Here is a 15,063-nt window from a genome sequence, read left to right as displayed (position 1 = left end):
GACGCACCACCGGGCACCACGAAGCCGGTCGCCGCCAAGGGCTTCCCGCGCCCCTCACCTCACGTAGACCCCTTCCCGCGCGGCGGCGACCGCGGCGGCGGCGGCCCGGTCGGCAGCCGCCTCGTCCAGCGGGGCGCCACTGGCCAGCAGCCGGTAGTACAGGGGCGCCGACACCGCCGCGATCACCTCGCCCGGGTCCGTGCCGGCGGGCAGTTCGCCGCGATCGACCGCCGCCTCGACGCAGCCGGACCACTCCCCGATCCGCACCGCGTAGAAGCGGTGCAGGGCCTCGGCGGTCCGCGGATCACAGGTGGCGGCGGCGATGACGGCCGCGAAGAGAGCGCCCTGGCGGGAATCGGTCAGCGTGCGGACCACGAGCCGGGCGTTGGCCCGGAGGTCCTCGGCCAGTGACCCGGTGTCCGCGCGCGGCAGCGACTGCTCCGCCATGTCCGAGAGCAGATCGGCCACCAGACCGGCGGGCGCGGACCAGCGCCGGTAGACGGTCGTCTTGCCGACCTCGGCCCGCCGGGCGACATCGGCCAGGTCGAGCCCGTCGAAGCCGTGCTCGACCAGCGCGTCCCCGGCGGCACGCAGCACCGCCTCCCGCACCCGGGCGGTGCGGCCGCCGGGACGCACGGTGCCCGGCTCCCCACCGTCGGCGTCGACACCTCCAGAGCCTCCGGAGCTCTCGGAGCTCCCAAAGCTTCCGGAGCCTTCAGCGCGTTCAGCGCCTTCAGAAGTCATAACGGGTCTCCAGTTCCATTAACAACGCTTCCCCTGTTACGGTGGCATCCATCTTAACGGAACCACAGATCCGTTAAGCCATTCGCCGCTCAGGAAGGCGCCCTGCCATGTCCCGTACCGCACCCGCTCCCTCCCCCACGCCCACCGGGCCGACGGCCGCCCCCCGCGCCGCCGGCCCACGCATGACGAGACGCCAGAAGCTCGTACTGGCGCTGCTGCTCGGCTCCCAGTTCATGATCGCGGTGGACTTCTCGATCCTGAACGTGGCCCTGCCCGTCGTCGGGGAGGGGCTCGGCTTCTCCCTCGCCCACCTCCAGTGGATCGCCACGTCCTTCGCGCTCGCCGCCGCCGGATTCACCCTGCTCTTCGGACGCGTCGCCGACCTCGTCGGCCGCAAGAACCTGTTCATCGGCGGCATGGTCGTCCTCGGGCTCTCCTCCGCGCTCGGCGGCCTCGCCACCTCGCCCGAGGTCCTCCTCGCCGCCCGCGTGCTCCAGGGCCTGGCCACCGCGGCCGTCACCCCCGCCGGGCTCGCGCTGCTGACCACCGCGTTCAAGGAGGGGCCGCTGCGCGAACGGGCGCTGGGGCTCAACGGCGCCCTGATGTCTGCCGGATTCACCGCAGGAGCGATCCTCGGCGGCCTCCTGACGGACCTGCTCTCCTGGCGCTGGGCCTTCTTCATCAACGTACCGGTCGCGGCCCTGGTCGTGATCCTGGCCCCGTCCGTGATCACCGACTCGCGGCCGGAGCGACGGCCCCGGCTGGACGTGCCCGGCGCGGTCACCGTCACCGGCGGGCTGCTGCTGCTCGTCCTCGGGCTCACCCAGGCCGGCGAGACCGGCTGGACCACCCCCACCACGCTGGCCTCCCTGGCCGCCGGCGTCGCCCTCCTGATCGCGTTCGTCCGCATCGAGCAGCGCGCCACCGCACCGCTCGTCCCGATGCACATCCTGAAGCGGCGGAGCGTCGTCTGGGGCAACGCCGCCGGGCTGATCGCCTTCGTCACCGAGACCTCGCTGGTGTTCCTGCTCACCCTGTACCTCCAGGAGGTCCTCGGCTACTCCGCGCTGGCCACCGGCCTCGCGTTCGGCGTGCTGGGCGTCGGCACGGTCGTCGGCGGGATGCTCGGCGGACGGGCGGTGGGCCGGTTCGGCAACCGGCGCGCCATCGTGCTGGGCGGGGTCGTCCAGGCCGCCGCCACGCTCTCGCTCGTCGCGCTCGGCACGTCCGGCGGCTGGATCTGGCTCCTGCTGGCGGCCACCTTCGTCGGCGGTGTGGGCAACATGCTGATGATCGTCGGCTTCATGGTCACGGCCACCTCCGGCCTGCCCGACGAGGAGCAGGGGCGGGCCACCGGACTGGCGACGATGACCCAGCAGGTCGGCATCACCCTCGGCATCCCGGTGATGAGCGCGATCGTCACCGCCCGGACGGGGGCCGCGACGGGGCCGGAGGCCGTACTGTCCGGCGTCTCCACCGCCATCCTCGTCAACTCCGCCCTGGTGCTGGTGGGCGCCCTGCTCGCCGGGTACTTCCTGACCGAAAGGAACCGGGCGGCAGCGGCGGAGGGGTGAGCGGAGCGGAGCCGGACCCCCCTCCCGCTGTCGACGGTGTTCCGCTCCCGGGGGCGGAACAGCGTCGACAGCGGGAGGATACGGACATGCCCGAGCCGCTGACCGTTCCGAGCATGTCCGCGGGACCGGACTTCGTCCTGCGCCCCTGGGAGATGAGCGACCTCCCGCTGGTCCGGGAGGCCTCGCTCGACCCGTACATCCCGCTCATCACCACGATCCCGTCCCGCTACTCGGACGCGGCCGCCGAGGCGTTCGTCCGCAGGCAGTGGGAGCGCGCGGCCACCGGCGCCGGATACCCGTTCGCCATCGTCCGCTCCCGGGACCGGCGCCCGGTCGGCGCGATCGGGCTCTGGCTCCGCGACCTGCCCGAGGGCCGTGCCTCGCTCGGCTACTGGCTCACCGCACCGGCCCGCGGCCAGGGCGTCGCCCGCGCCGCACTGCGTACGGTGGCGGGGTGGGCCGTGCGCGACCTCGGCGTCCAGCGCCTCCAGCTCTTCATCGAGCCGTGGAACACCGCCTCCGCCCGGATCGCCGAAGACGTCGGCTTCCGGCGGGAGGGGCTGCTGCGCGGCTGGCAGCAGGTGGGCGACCGGCGGCGGGACATGACCGTGTACGCCCTGCTGAACACCGACGGGCCCGTGGATGGCCGGGCGGTAACCGCACACTGAACACCGAGGCGTTACGATCGCGGGCACCGCAGCCGACCAGCAGCCGCACGGCAGCCGAGCCCAGGAGTACCGAACTTGTCCGCACCACGCATCGGCGTATCCATCGTGACCATGGGGGACCGCCCGCAGGCGGTCGAGGCGCTGCTGGCGTCGGTCGCCATGCAGGACGTCCGGCCCACCCGGCTCGTGATCATCGGCAACGGGACGGCGCTCCCGGACTTCACCGCGTTCCCCGGCCTGGAGGACCTCGACGGCGGGGTGACCGCCATCGAGCTGCCGGAGAACCTCGGCTGCCCGGGCGGCCGGAACGCCGGTCTGCGCAGGCTCGCCGAGATCGGCGACGTGGACGTGGTGATCGAGCTGGACGACGACGGGCTGCTGGTCGAGAAGGACGTCTTCCGCCGGGTTCGGGACCTCTTCGCGGCCGACGACCGGCTCGGCATCGTCGGCTTCCGGATCGCCGACGAGCACGGCGAGACCCAGCGGCGCCACGTGCCCCGGCTGCGGGCGGGCGACCCGATGCGCGGCGGCCCGGTCACGGCCTTCCTCGGCGGCGGCCACGCGTTCTCCATGAAGATGCTGGAGCAGACCGGGCCGTGGCCCGCCGAGTTCTTCTTCACCCACGAGGAGACCGACCTCGCCTGGCGCGCGCTCGACGCGGGCTGGAAGGTGCTGTACGAACCCGAGCTGCTGCTCCAGCACCCCAAGACGTCCCCGGCCCGGCACGCGGTCTACTACCGGATGACGGCCCGCAACCGCGTCTGGCTGGCCCGCCGCAACCTGCCCCTCCCCCTGGTCCCCGCCTACCTCGGCACCTGGACCCTGCTCACCCTCGCCCGCACCCGCGACCCGAAGGGCCTGCGCGCCTGGGCGGGCGGCTTCGCCGAGGGCGTCCGGACCCCGTGCGGCGAGCGGCGCCCGATGCGCTGGTCCACGGTGTGGCAGATGACACGGCTGGGCCGGCCGCCGGTCATCTGACCCGCCGCCCGCGGGCTCAACGGCCCGGCGGTCCTAGGGGGCCCAGCGGTAGAGCACGTCCGGCTCGTTCTCCTCGTTGCGGGCACCGTCGTCGAACGCGACGGCGGTGAACCCGTGCCGCTCGTAGAAGGCGCGGGCGGCGGCGTTGCGCTGGAACACGTACAGCTTCAGGGCCCCCTCCGCCGCACCGCGCACCTCCGCCAGCAGCCGGCTCCCGATCCCCCGCCGCAGCGCGTCGGGCCGCAGGTAGAGGTGGTCCAGTTCGTCGTCCCCGGCGAGCACGGCGAACCCGAGCAGTTCCCCGCCCTCCTCCGTCTCCTCGGCCACCCACACCTCGGTGCTGGTGGGCAGCACGACATGGGTGATCCACGCGAGGGTGTCCTCGTCGCTGTGGACCCGGGGCAGATACGGCATGGCGGCGGCCCGGGAGGCGAGGAAGACCCGGGTGACGGCCTCCGCGTCGTTCGGCGTGGCCGGGCGCAGCCGTACGCCCTGATGGCCCGGCCGCCCGGCTCCGGTGCTTTCCGTAGCGCTCATCGCCCTGTTTCCCCGCTTCCGTCGGCTCGGCGCCCGCCGGTTCCGGCCGGCGCCCGGTCAGCGGTGATCAGAACACGTCGGACGCCTTCCGCGCAGGTGGAATAACGCGCGGCGGAACAACGCGCCGCCGCCGTGAGCGTGCTGGGGCGCACGGCGGCACCGATACCCTCCGGCGTAAGGCCGTCCTTCGGCGCGTTCGACTGCGTGGGGTCAGCAGTCGAACGCTTCGGAGGAGCCGTACGGTACGGGCAGTTCAGCGGTCCGCACCCATGCTTCAGCGCTTCACCCGTGCCTCAGTGCTTCGCCAGCGCGTCGGCCACGGCGATCTGGGAGGGGGCGATCGCGGTCCGACCGTCCTCGATGTCCCACAGGGTGTTCTGGAGCAACCGGGCCAGGGTCCACCCGGCCGCCCTTGCGCGGTCCAGCTCCAGCGCCTCGGTCACCAGGTCGAAGCGCCGCCGCACCACCCGCAGCGCGTCACCGCCGGCCTCGACCCGCTCCCACCCGGTGTCCAGCGCCGGCCACAGGTCGAACCCCGGGTCGCCGACCAGTGGTTCGGGGTCGATGGCCAGCCACGGCTCGCGCTCGGCAGCCAGCACGTTCTCGTAGTGCAGGTCCCAGTGCAGGATTCGGTCACCGGGCTCGCCCACCAGCTCGGCCACGGTCGACGCCCAGCCGCGCAACCGGCTACGGTCCTCCGGATCTGTCAACGAGCCGACGGCAGAGGGCACTTCCTCCACCATGGCGTCGGCGATCTCACCCAGTCCACGCAGCCCCGGAGGCGCCGGGACGGAGTGCAGCCGGGCCAGCAGCCCGGCGAGGATACGCATGGCCTCGTCGTCGTCCTCGACCGACTCCAGGGTGTGCGAACCGTCCAGGCGTTCCAACAGCATGGTGCTGCTCGGCGCGTCGTGGTCGAGCAGCCGCACCACGCCGTCCCCGTTCCAGGTGCGCAACCCGATCAGCGCGGCCGTCGTCTCCTCCCGGGGCATCTGGAGCTTGAGCGCTGCCCGGGTGCCGTCCGTGCGCAGCACCGGCACCACGAGGGAGGCCTCACCGGAGTGGATGCCGCCGTCCCTCTTCAGCTCCCAGCGGTCGACGCACCGCTCGACGAGAGCGGGCAGTCCGGCTACCCAGGCGCGCCCCTCCTCGCCACTGCTTCTGCTGTACGACTCGGCCAGGCCGTCCGGGACGTGGATGCTGTCCGACGAACTCATGGGGATTTTCCTTACCCATGGAGAGGATTTCCCGCCCGTTCATGGTGGCTCCTCCGACCGGCAGGCGGCCGAGGCGGTCCGGTGCCGCTGGAGCGGCTATCCGGTCCATGTCACCGAGACCGGCGCCCAGGCCAACCTGATCACGGACATCGCCACCACCGAGCCGAGGTGGCGGCAGACGAGTCGGGCTGTACGCCGGGTTCTGTCTCCCGGTCGCCTCGCGGCGGCCGGGGAGACGGCCATCCATCTAGGGCCGGCATTGCTGCCGGCCTCGTGCGGTCTACCCGTGAACTCGGGCGAGCAGCCCTCGGACGTTCACGCAGAGCCGTCCCATTTCTGGGGCGGCCCCTCTTGACCTTGCTCCGGGTGGGGTTTACCTAGCCGCCTGAGTCACCTCAGGCGCTGGTGGTCTCTTACACCACCGTTTCACCCTTACCCGGGACCGAGGTCCCGGGCGGTCTGTTTTCTGTGGCACTGTCCCGCGGGTCACCCCGGGTGGCCGTTAGCCACCACCCTGCCCTGTGGAGCCCGGACGTTCCTCGGGAGAACCCCGAAGGATCCTCACGCGGCCGTCCGCCCGGCTCGTCTGCCGTACCGCACATACTAGCCGTGCCGCGCATACGGGAGGAAACACCGGGTCGGGGCGTCCGGGACGGTGCTTGACCTTGTCGCGGCGTCAACGTTTCTACTGGCCGCATGCGTATCGGAGAGATCGCCGCGCTCGTGGGAGTCACTTCCCGGGCCGTCCGGCACTACCACCACATCGGCCTCCTGCCCGAGCCCGCCCGGCAGGCCAACGGCTATCGGGCCTACACCGTCCGCGATGCCGTGCTGCTGGCCAGGATCAGGCGGCTGACGGAGATCGGGCTCTCCCTGGACGAGGTGCGGGACGTGCTCGCCGACGACGCGGGGCGGGAGCTGGCCGAGGTGCTCGGGGAGCTGGACGCCGATCTGGCGCGGCAGGAGCGGGAGATCCACGAGCGTCGGCAGGTGCTGGCCGCGCTCCTGGAGGCGCCGCTCACCTCGGACGGGCCGCTCTCCCCCGCCCTCGCCGCGCTGTTGGAGCACGCGCCGGCCACCACGTCCCCGGCCGCGGCGAAGGACCGCGAGCATCTGTCGTTGCTGGACGCGGCGGGCGACGGCGCCGGGGCCGAGGTGTACGCCGCGCTGCGGCCGCTGGCCGAGGACCCGGGCGTTCTCGCGCTGTACGAGCGGCTCGACGAGCTGGCCGGGGCCGGGGTGGACGACCCGCGCATCGCGCCGCTGGCGGCCGAGCTGGTCGCCGCCGTACCGGACGAGGTCCTGGCGGTGATCCCCGACGGCGAGCCCTCGACGACGGGGATGGGGCGGGTGCTGCTCGACGACTACCCGCCCGCGCAGCGCGCGGTGGTGCGCCGGGTGATGGAGGCGCTGGCCGAGCGGGTGCGGGGGAGGAACACGTGAGTACCGGGAGGGCGGTGGGCCTGCGGGTGGCGCGGGTCGCGATGTGGGCGGTGCTGCCCGGGGAGGTCGCGCTGGCGGTCTGTCTGGTGGCCGGGGTCCGGATACCCGGTGCCGCTCTGCTGGTGGCCGAGGCGCTGGTGGTGGGTGTCCTCGCGCTGGAGGTGTACGTGATGTGGCCGCTGTACACGGCGCGGCGGCGGGCGGGGGACACGCGGCGGGAGGCCGGACTGTCCGCGGTGCGGGCCGTGGTGCCGGTGGCCGTGCGGCGGCTGGTGGTGCACGAACTGAGGGCGTTGCACAGTCTCGGACTGTGGGTCCTGCGCCGCCGCCACCGGATTCCGGCGGGGGCCCGGCCGTTCCCGTACACCGAACCGCAGACCGGGATCATGTGGACGTTCGTCTTCGTCTCCGTCGTGGAGACCGTGGTGCTGGCCCTGGTGATCCCCTGGCCGCTCGTCCACGCGATCCTGCTCGTGGTGGACGTGTACGGGATCGTCATCATCCTCGCCCTTCAGGCGGCCTGTGTGACCCGGCCGCATCTCGTGGAGGCCGACGGTTCGCTGCGGCTGCGCTACGGCGCCCTGTTCGACCTGCGGGCGCCCGCCGCCGTGATCGCCGCCGCCCGGGTGGACCGGCGCTTCCCGGGCGGGGGTCTGGTCCGGGTGGACGAGGACGGGACGCTCGATCTGGCGGTGGGGAGCCAGACGACGGTGACGGTGGAACTGACGGAGCCGGTGGAGTTCGTGCGGCCGCTCGGCCGGCGCGGGAGCGCCCGGACGCTCCGCTTCCACGCCGACGACCCACGGGCGGCGGTCGCGGCGCTCACGAAGGACACGGAAGACAAGAAGTACACGAAGGACACCAAGGGCACCAAGGGCACCAAGGAGACGAAGGGCCGGACAGCGTCCTGCCCGCTCACGCCGGAGCGAACAGCACCGTCCTCGACGCCGGGCCCGCCTGGGTGAGCCGGACCCGCAGCCGCTCCCCCAACGGGAGCGGGGCCGTGCCGCCCTCGATCCGGCCGACGATCGCCGGGTCCCGGAGGTGGACCGTGCCCGCGGCGGGGTCGCGGTCCTGGATGTCGACGACGTACGCGTCGAAGAGCTCGCCCACACGCCCCTCCAGCAACGCCGCCTCGACCAGGTCGACGCAGGCCCGCTCCACGGTGTTGGCGCGGCGCGTTCCCTCGGCCATCTCCTTCGGGAGGGCGGGGAGGGCCTCCCGTACCCACTCGGGAGGTTCCGTCCCGGCGGTCGCGGCGAGGCAGAGTTCGGACGCGTATCGGTCGACGAGACGGCGCAGCGGTGCGGTGCAGTGCGTGTAGAGGTCGGCGACCGCCGCGTGTACGGCGGGGTCGGGGAGTTCGCCGTCGTCGAAGGCGGTGTAGCCCGCGCCGCGCAGCAGGGTGGTGCACTCCTGGAGGAACGCGGCGTGGTCGCTCCTCGTCGGGTCGAGGGAGCGGACGACCTCGGCGTACGGGACGTGGTGCGGCCAGTCGACGCGCAGGGCGTGGGCGGAGCGCCGCAGCCGGGCGACGGCTCCGTCCGGGGCGATCGGCAGGGTGCGCAGGATGCCGGTCCCCGTGTCGGCCATGAGGCGGGCGGCGGCCATGCCGGTGAGCAGGGAGATCTGGGCGTTCCAGCCCTCGGCGGGGAGCGTGGCGCGGTAGGCGAGGCCGTAGGAGCCGTCCCGTTGGACGATCTCCTGTTCGGGGACGTTCAGCGAGATGCCGCCCCGGGCCCGTTCCTGTTCCTCGCGCAGCCGCCCGATGTCCCGGAGCAGGGCGAGGGGTTCCTCGGCCGTGCCCGCGTCGATCTGCCGTTGGACGCCCGCGTAGTCGAGCTTCGCGCGGCTGCGGACCAGCGCCCGTCGTACGTCGGCGTGGACGGCCCGCCCGTCGCCGTCGAGGTCGATCCGCCACAGCGCGGCCGGGCGGGTCTCGCCGGGGAGGAGGCTGGCGGCGCCCTCGGAGAGGACCGGTGGGTGGAGGGGGATCCGACCGTCGGGGAAGTAGAGGGTGGTGACGCGGCGGTGGGCCTCGGCGTCGAGCGCGCCGCCCGGCCGGAGGTACGCGGCGACGTCCGCGATGGCGTAGTGCACCCGGAAGCCGTGCGGGCGGCGCTCCAGGTGCATCGCCTGGTCGAGGTCGGTGGAGGCGGGCGGGTCGATGGTGAGGAACGGCAGGTCCGTGGCGTCCTCGTGGGCCGACAGGTCCGGGGCCCGCGCCGCCTCCGCCGCCTCCGCGAGCACCTCGGTCGGGAAGGCTCCGGGCAGGTCGAGCTCGGTGCGCAGCGCCCGCAGGGCGGCCCCGAGCGAGCAGTCGGCTGCACCGGTCATACGCAGGTGGCGGCGGGGCATGGCCCGAGCGTAGGCCGGGCGGGGGCGGGCGGCATCCGGGGCGCTCACGGTCCCGCGCGTACGGGGGGCGCGGCCATCTCCGTACGGGGACCGCCGCCCCGCCCCCGTACCCTTGCCGAGGACCCGGAGAGCCCGCACGCCGACCGGGTCCGCGCTTGCGCCGTACGTACGAAGGAGAACCGCCGTGCTCGTGCTGTTGCCGCCCTCCGAAGGAAAGGCCGCCTCGGGGCGCGGGGCTTCGCTGAAGCCGGAGTCGCTGTCGCTGCCGGGGCTCGCCCCGGCCCGTGCCGCGGTGCTGGACGAGCTGGTCGAGCTGTGCCAGGCGGACGAGGAGAAGGCACGTGAGGTGCTGGGGCTGAGCGTGGGGCTGCGGGGCGAGGTCGGCAAGAACACCGAGCTGCGCACCGCCGGGACCCGCCCGGCCGGGGAGCTGTACACCGGCGTGCTGTACGACGCCCTCGATCTGGCCTCGCTGGAGGCGGACGCGCGGCGGCGGGCGGCGAAGTCGCTGCTGGTCTTCTCGGGGCTGTGGGGCGCGGTCCGGATCGGCGACCGGATTCCGCCGTACCGCTGCTCGATGGGGGTGAAGCTGCCCGGCCTCGGCGCGCTCGGCGCGTACTGGCGTACCCCGATGGAGACCGCGCTGCCCGAGGCCGCCGGAAACGGGCTCGTCCTGGACCTGCGGTCCTCGGCGTACGCGGCGGCGTGGAAGCCGGCGGGTGAGGTGGCATCGCGTACGGCGAGCGTGCGGGTGCTGCACTCCCAGCTGGTGGGCGGGGTGGAGAAGCGGTCCGTGGTGAGCCACTTCAACAAGGCCACCAAGGGCCGGCTGGTGCGCGATCTGCTGGTGGCGGGTGCGCGGCCGAAGGGCCCGGCCCAGTTGGTGGAGGTGTTGCGGGACCTCGGGTACGTGGTGGAGGCCGAGGCCCCCGCACGGGCCGGGCGGCCGTGGTCGCTGGACGTGGTGGTGACGGACATCCACTGACCGCCCCGACGAGTGCCGTTGCGCACTGCGCAACGCTCGTTGCAGATATTGCCTTGGGCGCGGCAGGATGACCCCATGACCTCCTCTGCCGCGCCCTCCGCCCCGTCCGACGCCTCCGTGCTGGATCTCGCGCCCGTCGTCCCCGTCGTCGTCCTGCACGACGTGGCCGACGCGGTGCCGTTGGCGCGGGCGCTGGTGGCGGGCGGGCTTCCGGCGATCGAGGTGACGCTACGGACCCCCGCCGCGCTGGAGTCGATCCGGGCCATGGCCGCCGAGGTCCCGGGCGCGGTGGTCGGGGCGGGCACGGTGATCTCGCCGGAGCACGTACGGGACACCGTCGACGCCGGGGCCCGGTTCCTGGTCAGCCCGGGGTGGACGGACGCGCTGCTGGAGGCGATGAAGGCGTCCGGGGTGCCGTTCCTGCCCGGCGTCTCGACCACCTCCGAGGTGGTGGCCCTGCTGGAGCGCGGGGTGCGGGAGATGAAGTTCTTCCCGGCCGAGGCGGCGGGCGGCACGGCCTACCTCAAGGCTCTGTCCGCGCCGCTCCCCCAGGCCCGGTTCTGCCCGACCGGCGGCATCTCGCTCGCCTCCGCGCCGTCGTACCTCGCGCTGCCCAACGTCGGCTGCGTGGGCGGCAGCTGGATGGTGCCGGGCGACGCGGTGGCGGCGAAGGACTGGGACCGGGTGGCCCGCCTGGCGGCCGAGGCGGCGGCGCTCGGCGCGTAGCCGCGAAGGCGTCCTCGCCACCCCGCCCGGGCGGCGCTCGGCGCGTAGTCCCTCAGCGCAGGAGCTGCCCGGCGTAGAGGCCGCCGACGCCGAGGGCCAGCACCCCCAGCAGCAGCCGGAGGGCCGTCTCCGGGAGGCGGGGCTGGAGGCGGGCGCCGAGGTAGCCCCCGCACAGTCCGCCGAGTCCGCAGGCCAGGCCGAGGGACCAGTACGGCGCGATGTCGCCGGTGGTGGTCAGGGACAGCAGCGCGTACGTCCCCGCGCCGACGGCCGAGGTCACGAAGGTGGCGGCCAGCGCGGCCGGGGCGACCTTCGCCACCGGCATGCCGCGCCCCACCAGGATCGGGCCGAGGAGCGATCCGCCGCCGATCCCGTAGATCCCCCCGGCCACACCGACCGCCATGGCCAGCCGGGTGACGGCGCGGGCCGAGGGCTCCCGACCGGGGGCCGTGCGGGAGGCGCGGCGCAGGGTGCGCAGGCAGAGCCAGCCGCCCAGCGGCAGCAGCAGGACGGCGATGAGCAGCCGGAACACCAACGGGCCCGGCACCGCGAACACCCGGATCACCGCGCCGACGACCACGCCGGGAACGGTGCCCAGGACGAGCAGCCGGGTCAGCGGCCCGCGCAGGGTGCCGGCCCTGTGGTGCCGCAGCAGGGCCCCGGGGCCCGCCACCACGTTGTAGAGCAGGTTGGTGGGGGTGACCGCCGGGCTGGGCACCCCGAGCACGCTGATCTGGACCGGCAGCAGGAACACCGCGCCGGAGACGCCGACCGGCGCGGTGGCCACGGAGATCAGCAGCCCGGCGGCGAACCCGAGCAGCCCGGTCGACCAGGTCATGGGGCTCGGGTTCCCGCTAGCGCAGGTGGGACGTGTCGTTGAGCAGGCGTACGGAGGCGTTGCCGTCCCCGTAGTAGGCGACCGTGGAGATCGAGGCCGCCGACAGCTCCATCCTGAACAGCGCCTCGGGCGGGGCTCCCAGGGCGAGCCGGACGAGCGTCTTGATCGGGGTCACATGGGTGACGAGCAGGACCGTGCGGCCCGCGTACCGGGCGACGATCCGGTCCCGGGCGGCCGCGACCCGCTCGGCGACCTCCGCGAAGCTCTCGCCGCCGCCGGTCGGGGCGGTGTCCGGGGAAGCCAGCCAGGTGGTGAGGTCGTCGGCGTACCGCTCCCGTACCTCCCCGAAGGTCAGGCCCTCCCACGCGCCGAAGTCCGTCTCGCGCAGGCCCTCGTCGATCCGTACGTCCAGGCCGAGGCGGCCGGCGACGGCCGCGGCGGTCTCGCGGCAGCGGCGCAGCGGGGAGCTGACGATCTCCTGGACGGTGCCCAGGGCGGCGAAGTGCTCGGCGGCCCGCTCGGCCTGGCCCCGGCCGGTGGCGGAGAGCTCGGGGTCGGTGCCGCCGCTGCCGGAGAACCGCTTCTCGGGCGTGAGGGCGGTCTCGCCGTGCCGGAGCAGGACGAGCGTGGCGGGCGCGCCCAGGTCGGGGGCCGAGCTCCAGCCGGTCTGCGGGGTCCCGGAGGGCTGCTGCCGCGAGGAGCCGGCCGCAGGCTGCCCGGGGGCCGGTGCGGAGGCCGGTGCGGAGGCCGGTGCGGCGGGGACCGTGGTGTCCGGTACCCCGGGCTCCGGCACCGGGAAGAGGGTGTCGGCCGCCGGGGCGGCCGCGCCGCGTGCGGCCGCGAGGGCCGCACGGGCCCTGGCCGCGCCCGCGACCTGGTCGCCGGGCGGACCCTGGACGGGCGGCGGGGTGGTCACGGTGCCGCGCGCCGGGGCGTCGAGGGCGGCCGTCGAGGCGGCCGCCTCCCACTGCCGGCCGTCGCGGCCCGCGTCCATCGCCTCGTTGGCGAGCCGGTCCGCGTGCTTGTTCTGCGCGCGCGGGATCCACTCGTACGTCACCGAGGACGGCGGCAGGACCGCGGCGGCGCGGGCCGCCAGCGGCTTCATGTCGGGGTGCTTGATCTTCCAGCGCCCCGACATCTGCTCGACGACCAGTTTGGAGTCCATCCGGACGTGCACCCGCAGCGCGTCCCCCGCGTCCGGGAACAACGCCTTCGCGGCGCTCAGACCGGCGATCAGGCCCCGGTACTCGGCGACGTTGTTCGTCGCGACGCCGATGTACTCGGCGGTCTCGGCGAGGGGTTCGCCGGTGGCCGGGTCGATGACGACCGCACCGTAACCGGCGGGCCCCGGGTTGCCCCGGGAGCCGCCGTCGGCCTCGACCACCACCTGGCGCGCGGCGCTCATTACAGGCCCGACTCCGAGGTGCGGACCAGGATCCGGTGGCAGTTCTCGCAGCGCAGGACGGTGTCGGGGGACGCGGCGCGCACGTCGCCGACCTCGGCCATGTTCAGCTCAAGTCGGCAGCCCTCGCAGCGGCGCTGGTAGAGCCGGGCGGCGCCGACCCCGCCCTGCTGGGCGCGGAGCTTGTCGTACAGCTTCAGCAGGTCGGCGGGGATGACCTCGGCGACGACCTGGCGGTCCTTGGTCACCGTGGCGGCCTCGGCGTCCAGCTCGGCGGTCGCGGCGTCGCGGCGGGCGGTGGCGTCGTCGACCTTGGCCTGGACGGCGGCGACCCGCTCGGTCAGCTCGGCGACCCGCTCCTGGGCGCCCTCACGGCGCTCCATGATCTCCAGGACGACGTCCTCCAGGTCTCCCTGGCGCTTGGCGAGCGAGACGATCTCGCGCTGGAGGCTCTCCAGGTCCTTGGGCGAGGAGACCGTGCCGGAGTCCAGGCGCTGCTGGTCGCGGACGGCGCGCTGGCGCACCAGGTCGACGTCCTGCTCCGCCTTGGTCTGCTCGCGGGTGGTGTCGCTCTCCTCGGTGGTGGAGGCGACCAGCAGGTCACGCAGCTGGGCGAGGTCGCTGCCGAGCTGCTCGATCTCGGCGTGCTCCGGCAGCGAGGTGCGCTTGTGGGAGAGCTGGGCGAGACGGAGGTCGAGGGCCTGGACGTCGAGAAGTCGGATCTGGTCGGCGGGCGCGGCGTTCAGTTGGGGGCTCCAGAGGAATGGTGGGTGGTCCAGGGGTCGGTGACCTGCTTCGAGACATGGACCCGCAGGTCCCATCCGTGGCGGTCGGAAAGCGCGTCGAGCTGGGCGGCCGCCTGCTCGCACCAGGGCCACTCGGTGGCCCAGTGCGCGGCGTCGACGAGGCCGAGCGGCGAGTGCTGCACGGCCTCGGAGGCCGGGTGGTGGCGCAGATCGGCGGTGAGGAAGGCGTCGACGCCCGCGGCGCGCACGGCGTCGAAGAGGCTGTCGCCGGAGCCTCCGCTGACGGCGACGGTGCGCACGAGCGACTTCGGGTCGCCGGCCAGCCGGATGCCCTGCGCGGTGGCGGGGAGCCGGGCGGCGGCCCGGGCTGCGAAGTCGGCCAGGGTCTCGGGATGGTCCAGTTCGCAGATCCGGCCGAGTCCGCGCCGGCCCTCGGGGTCGGTGGGGTCGGGGACGAGGGGCCCGGTGATCCGCAGGTCGAGGGCGCCGGCCAGGGCGTCGGAGACGCCGGGGTCGGCGGTGTCGGCGTTGGTGTGCGCGACGTGGAGCGCGATGTCGTGCTTGATGAGGGTGTGCACGACCCGGCCCTTGAACGTGTCGGCGGCGACCGTCGTCGTCCCGCGCAGATAGAGCGGGTGGTGGGTGACGATCAGCTGGGCGCCGAGCTCCAGGGCCTCGTCGGCGATCTCGCGGACCGGGTCGACGGCGAACAGCACCCGGTCGATCTCCGCGTCCGGATCGCCGCAGACCGTCCCGACCGCGTCCCATCCCTCGGCCCGCTCGGGGGGCCAGAGGGCGTCGAGGGCGGCGATGACTTCAGACAGACGGGGCACGGGGGAAAGGCTAC

Annotated in this window: 15 protein-coding genes and 1 other RNA gene; 7 read left to right on the top strand and 9 right to left on the bottom strand. The window is 74.0% G+C overall.

The features are described 5' to 3' along the window. Positions 1–54: 54 nt before the first annotated feature. Complete coding sequence (locus ACIQRW_RS11500; RefSeq protein WP_403757644.1) at positions 55–636, bottom strand: TetR/AcrR family transcriptional regulator; 582 nt, start codon at positions 634–636, stop codon at positions 55–57. Between the two features lie 290 nt (positions 637–926). Here ACIQRW_RS11500 and ACIQRW_RS11495 point away from each other — a divergent pair, with 290 nt between their 5' ends. The 3 genes from ACIQRW_RS11495 to ACIQRW_RS11485 all read left to right on the top strand — a co-directional run bounded on the left by ACIQRW_RS11495 (position 927) and on the right by ACIQRW_RS11485 (position 3,964). Then, complete coding sequence (locus tag ACIQRW_RS11495) at positions 927–2,318, top strand: MFS transporter (protein WP_403758423.1); 1,392 nt, start codon at positions 927–929, stop codon at positions 2,316–2,318. A gap of 86 nt (positions 2,319–2,404) precedes the next feature. Continuing rightward, complete coding sequence (locus tag ACIQRW_RS11490; protein ID WP_403757641.1) at positions 2,405–2,986, top strand: GNAT family N-acetyltransferase; 582 nt, start codon at positions 2,405–2,407, stop codon at positions 2,984–2,986. Between the two features lie 75 nt (positions 2,987–3,061). After that, a complete protein-coding gene (locus tag ACIQRW_RS11485) occupies positions 3,062–3,964 on the top strand; it encodes a glycosyltransferase family 2 protein (RefSeq protein WP_397916551.1) in 903 nt (300 codons plus the stop codon). 33 nt (positions 3,965–3,997) lie between these two features. Here ACIQRW_RS11485 and ACIQRW_RS11480 read toward each other — a convergent pair whose 3' ends face one another. The 3 genes from ACIQRW_RS11480 to rnpB form a co-directional block, all read right to left on the bottom strand. Next, complete coding sequence (locus ACIQRW_RS11480; protein WP_403757637.1) at positions 3,998–4,501, bottom strand: GNAT family N-acetyltransferase; 504 nt, start codon at positions 4,499–4,501, stop codon at positions 3,998–4,000. Between the two features lie 293 nt (positions 4,502–4,794). Beyond that, complete coding sequence (locus ACIQRW_RS11475; RefSeq protein WP_403757634.1) at positions 4,795–5,718, bottom strand: APH(6)-I family aminoglycoside O-phosphotransferase; 924 nt, start codon at positions 5,716–5,718, stop codon at positions 4,795–4,797. A gap of 175 nt (positions 5,719–5,893) precedes the next feature. Beyond that, an RNA gene (gene rnpB / locus ACIQRW_RS11470) (RNase P RNA component class A) lies at positions 5,894–6,303 on the bottom strand. Between the two features lie 111 nt (positions 6,304–6,414). Here rnpB and ACIQRW_RS11465 point away from each other — a divergent pair. After that, positions 6,415–7,161: a MerR family transcriptional regulator gene (locus ACIQRW_RS11465; RefSeq protein WP_403757631.1), complete on the top strand. Its 747-nt coding sequence runs from the start codon at positions 6,415–6,417 to the stop codon at positions 7,159–7,161. A gap of 41 nt (positions 7,162–7,202) precedes the next feature. Continuing rightward, the gene (locus ACIQRW_RS11460) at positions 7,203–8,126 is read left to right on the top strand and encodes a hypothetical protein (RefSeq protein WP_403758420.1); all 924 of its coding nucleotides are present in this window, start codon (positions 7,203–7,205) and stop codon (positions 8,124–8,126) included. On the opposite strand, the gene ACIQRW_RS11455 is transcribed toward ACIQRW_RS11460, so the two are convergent. Beyond that, a complete protein-coding gene (locus ACIQRW_RS11455; RefSeq protein WP_403758417.1) occupies positions 8,077–9,498 on the bottom strand; it encodes an RNB domain-containing ribonuclease in 1,422 nt (473 codons plus the stop codon). The genes ACIQRW_RS11460 and ACIQRW_RS11455 overlap by 50 nt on opposite strands. 205 nt (positions 9,499–9,703) lie before the next feature. On the opposite strand from ACIQRW_RS11455, the gene yaaA reads away from it, so the two are divergent. Together yaaA and eda are read left to right on the top strand one after the other, a co-directional pair. Further along, positions 9,704–10,504, top strand: coding sequence for a peroxide stress protein YaaA (gene yaaA, locus ACIQRW_RS11450; RefSeq protein WP_403757628.1), 801 nt, complete (start codon positions 9,704–9,706; stop codon positions 10,502–10,504). A gap of 75 nt (positions 10,505–10,579) precedes the next feature. Then, positions 10,580–11,230 carry a bifunctional 4-hydroxy-2-oxoglutarate aldolase/2-dehydro-3-deoxy-phosphogluconate aldolase gene (eda, locus tag ACIQRW_RS11445; RefSeq protein WP_381905917.1) on the top strand — a complete coding sequence of 217 codons (651 nt, stop codon included), beginning with the start codon at positions 10,580–10,582 and terminating at the stop codon, positions 11,228–11,230. Positions 11,231–11,282: 52 nt separating this feature from the next. Here eda and ACIQRW_RS11440 read toward each other — a convergent pair whose 3' ends face one another. Genes ACIQRW_RS11440 through ACIQRW_RS11425 form a run of 4 tightly spaced genes read right to left on the bottom strand, consistent with a single transcriptional unit; the run spans position 11,283 to position 15,049 of the window. Then, the gene (locus ACIQRW_RS11440) at positions 11,283–12,068 is read right to left on the bottom strand and encodes a TSUP family transporter (RefSeq protein WP_403757626.1); all 786 of its coding nucleotides are present in this window, start codon (positions 12,066–12,068) and stop codon (positions 11,283–11,285) included. Positions 12,069–12,084: 16 nt separating this feature from the next. Beyond that, on the bottom strand, positions 12,085–13,473 hold the full coding sequence (locus tag ACIQRW_RS11435; RefSeq protein WP_403757623.1) for a bifunctional RNase H/acid phosphatase: 1,389 nt from the start codon (positions 13,471–13,473) through the stop codon (positions 12,085–12,087). Next, positions 13,473–14,216, bottom strand: a complete 744-nt coding sequence (locus ACIQRW_RS11430; protein ID WP_403758415.1) for a zinc ribbon domain-containing protein — start codon at positions 14,214–14,216, stop codon at positions 13,473–13,475. The genes ACIQRW_RS11435 and ACIQRW_RS11430 overlap by 1 nt, the downstream gene beginning before the upstream one ends. Continuing rightward, positions 14,213–15,049, bottom strand: coding sequence for a Nif3-like dinuclear metal center hexameric protein (locus tag ACIQRW_RS11425; RefSeq protein ID WP_403757620.1), 837 nt, complete (start codon positions 15,047–15,049; stop codon positions 14,213–14,215). Before ACIQRW_RS11425 ends, ACIQRW_RS11430 begins: the two co-directional genes overlap by 4 nt. Positions 15,050–15,063: the final 14 nt, after the last annotated feature.

The sequence above is a fragment of the Streptomyces sp. NPDC091287 genome, from assembly GCF_044768525.1.
Classification (GTDB): Bacteria; Actinomycetota; Actinomycetes; order Streptomycetales; family Streptomycetaceae; genus Streptomyces.
The sequence above is the reverse complement of the archived record's forward strand: the minus strand, read 5'-3'. Positions and strand labels throughout refer to the sequence as shown.